A 3052-nucleotide genomic window follows, 5' to 3' on the forward strand; every position below is an offset into this window, starting at 1 on the left:
GCCCGGCGGGCGCCCGCCCGGCGCCGGTCACCAGGTCTCCTTCCGCGGGTCGCGCATGGTGCCGTGCAGCGCGAGCAGCTCCTCGGACGTGAGCGAGGCGCACCGTTCCAGGATCCGCCTGGCGCGCGGGTCGGTCGCCGCCATCTCGCGCCGCTCGTCCTCGGTGAGGCCGAGCACGCTCGCGATGAGCAGCCGGTCGATCTCGGTGCCGTCGAACAGGTCGCCGGGGCTCTCCGGCGACACCTGCGGCCAGTCGTACAGGACGATCGGCGCGGCGAGCATCGCGCCCCGGTCGCCGGGCGTGCCCGCCAGCACCGGCCAGAGCCCGTCGCCGCGGCATCGCGCCGCGGCGTCCGCCAGCCGGGCAGGCGGGTCCGTCGGCGACACGAACGCGCCGCCGCCGGACGCCGTCGCCACGACGTGGGCGCACAGCAGCCCGGCGCTGACGGCCGTCTCCCGGTCGTCGGCGACGCCGGTGTTGACGATCTCGACGCGGAGCCGGACGGCGTGCTCCTCCACCGGCACGGCGGAGATCTCGATCGTCCCGCGCAGCGCCCCCCAGCTCCGGACGAACCGCAGCCCGGCGCCGTCCTCGTTCCCGGACACACCGCGATTCCCGGGCACACCGCCGTTCCCGGACACGCCGCCGTTCCCGGACATACCGCCGTTCCCCGCCGCGCCGCCCCTCGCGGCCGCGCCGCCCTTCGCGGACACGCCGCCGGTCCCAGACACGCCACCCTTCGCGGACACGCCACCCTTCGCGGACACGCCGCCGTTCCCGGACACGCCGCCATTCCCGGCCGCGCCGCCGTTCCCGAACACACTGCCATTCCCGGACATACCGCCGGTCCCGGCCGCGCCGCCCTTCGCGGACACGCCGCCGGTCCCCGATTCGCCGCCGTCGCCGGTGGGGATCGGCTGCTCGGCGCGGCCCGCCGCCACGGCGACCGGCAGCCGGACGGGCGCGTGCAGCAGCCGCGCCACCGGGAGGGGCCCGCTCGCGATCTCGCGTTCGCGCGCCTCCTGCCAGGTCAGGAACGCCTCGTCGCCCACGTGGACCTCGTCCAGGCGCTCGTCGCCCAGCATGACCTGCCGGTCCACGGCGTGCAGGAACCGGACGGCGACGTCCACGCTCACGCCCGGCGCGTCCGGGCCGTCCGGGCCGTCGGGCCCGTCCGGGCCGCCCGGCGCCTCCAGCAGGAACTCGGCCGACGCCGCCGACCGATCGCCCACCCGGCCGGCGTGCGGACCCGGGAAGACCCCGCCGATCGTCCACCGCTGCCGGTTCTTCAGCGCCGACCGGCGGTAGGGCCACAGCAGGTAGCCCTCGTACAGCACCGCGTCGACGATCGCCCTCACCGGATCCATGGGCCCCGCTTCTCCTCTCCCGCGCCCGCCGGCTCGGCGGCGCGCAGCAGGTCGTCCACCGTGTCGTCGAAGGAGGCCAGCGCCCGCCGGGCCCGGTAGGCGGCCAGCCTGCCGAAGCGCTCCTCGTCCAGCCGCAGCCACCGGGCCGAGCCGTAGTAGCGGTCCATCAGGTCCCGCCACACGCCGACCGGCAGCCGCCCCGTCGCCTCGTACCGCCACGAGATCTGCCCGGTGCGCAGCGCGCCGCCCTCGTCGGGGTAGAACACCGTGCCGCTGAACGACAGGTCGATGGGCACGTCCCCGTCCCGCAGCGCGTGCAGGTACTGGTCGGCGGCCACCTGCATGTCGTGCCCGCACGGCAGGCCGAGGGTCAGCTCCGTCGCGCCGCGGAACGCGGGCACCGTGTCGGTGATCCGCGCCCAGGTCAGCCCGTGCAGCGACCGGTCCCACAGCTCCGGCGCGCCGAACACGCCGACGAGCCGCTCCTGCTCGTCCTCGCCGTAGCCGCGCCGCGCCGCCGCGATGCTGACGACGGTGGTCAGCAGCACGCACTGGACGGGCCCGCCGTCCTGGCGCCGCAGCCCCACCCGCAGGTGCAGCGTCGGCGTCGCCGTGAACCGGGCCGGCTCGACGCCGAGCAGGTCCAGCGCGAGGTCGGGCGTCCCGCTCATGGCGGCGACAGGTTCGGCATGCCGGGCAGGATCGGGTCGTGCCCGCGCGGATTGATCCCGGTGGACCTCGCCGCCGTCGAGGTGCCGTCCGGCAGGTGGCCCGGCTGCTTCTCGTAGTTGCCCACGCTGTTGCCCTCGCGGACGCCCGAGGTGTGCGACGGTTTGTCGGTCGTCACGTCGGGCCTGCCAACCTTGATCATGGTTTGCCCCTCATCTCGTCGAAGAACCCCGCGATGCGGGCCCACACCGCGTCGCCGCCGCCGAACCCGGTCCAGTGCTCGCGCAGCAGCGCGGTGAGCCGGTAGCAGTCGTCGAGCGGCAGGATCCAGTGCTCGGCGGCGTCCCGCGCCCGGTGGACGACCAGCGCCTCCACCTCGGGGCGCAGCTCCGCCAGGACGGGGTTGGCGTCCGTGACGCGCCGCCAGCTCACCGGGTGCACGTCCGCGCGCAGCGCCCCGGCGGGGCTCGGGTAGCGGGCCGCCACCGCGCCGTCCCCGGCCAGGACGAAGAACGCCAGGTCGACCGGCACGCCGAGGCCCGCCCACAGCGTGCCGTCGAGCCGGAACCCGGGCAGCGGCCGGCGCTCACGCGGGACGAGCCGGTAGTGCCGCCCGCCCGCGCCCTGGTCGTCGAACAGCACCGTGCACGCGGTGCACGCGCACAGCAGCTCGCCCGCGGCGAGGTCGAGCAGGTGCCGGTGGCCGCGCGGCAGCGGTTCGGCGCACAGCTCGCACCACTCGGCGTCGGCGTGCTTCCCCGCGATGCCGCCGAGGACGGCCTCGGGAGCGTCCCCAGCCGTCTCGCCCGGCATGTCCCCCGCCGTGTCCCCCTCTGTTTCCCCCTCGGTGTCCTGTGCCTTCCGCGCGGCGCGCGCGGCCAGCGCCGCCAGCAGCGGCGTGTCCAGCGCGGGCGCGGGCGTCACACCCGGCTCCGCAGCCGCTCCAGCGGGATCAGGACCGGCTCGGCCGCGGGCGGCCGCAGATCGACCCGCTCCAGCTCCGGCGCCGCCGCCC

The 3052-nt window shown here is 76.6% G+C and carries 4 protein-coding genes; all 4 read right to left on the minus strand.

Features of this window, described 5'->3' with window-relative positions; genetic code table 11:
• Window positions 1-27: 27 nt before the first annotated feature.
• Genes E1291_RS40510 through E1291_RS40525 form a run of 4 tightly spaced genes read right to left on the minus strand, consistent with a single transcriptional unit; the run spans window position 28 to window position 2961 of the window.
• A complete protein-coding gene (locus E1291_RS40510; RefSeq protein WP_131743313.1) occupies window positions 28-1368 on the minus strand; it encodes a hypothetical protein in 1341 nt (446 codons plus the stop codon).
• Window positions 1356-2039: a DUF6084 family protein gene (locus tag E1291_RS40515; protein WP_131743315.1), complete on the minus strand. Its 684-nt coding sequence runs from the start codon at window positions 2037-2039 to the stop codon at window positions 1356-1358. The genes E1291_RS40510 and E1291_RS40515 overlap by 13 nt, the downstream gene beginning before the upstream one ends.
• Window positions 2036-2239, minus strand: coding sequence for a hypothetical protein (locus E1291_RS40520; RefSeq protein ID WP_207401233.1), 204 nt, complete (start codon window positions 2237-2239; stop codon window positions 2036-2038). Before E1291_RS40520 ends, E1291_RS40515 begins: the two co-directional genes overlap by 4 nt.
• A complete protein-coding gene (locus E1291_RS40525; protein WP_242614683.1) occupies window positions 2236-2961 on the minus strand; it encodes a DUF5947 family protein in 726 nt (241 codons plus the stop codon). Before E1291_RS40525 ends, E1291_RS40520 begins: the two co-directional genes overlap by 4 nt.
• Between the last annotated feature and the right edge of the window lie 91 nt (window positions 2962-3052).

The sequence above is a fragment of the Actinomadura roseirufa genome (genome assembly GCF_900659635.1).
Lineage (GTDB): Bacteria > Actinomycetota > Actinomycetes > Streptosporangiales > Streptosporangiaceae > Spirillospora > Spirillospora roseirufa.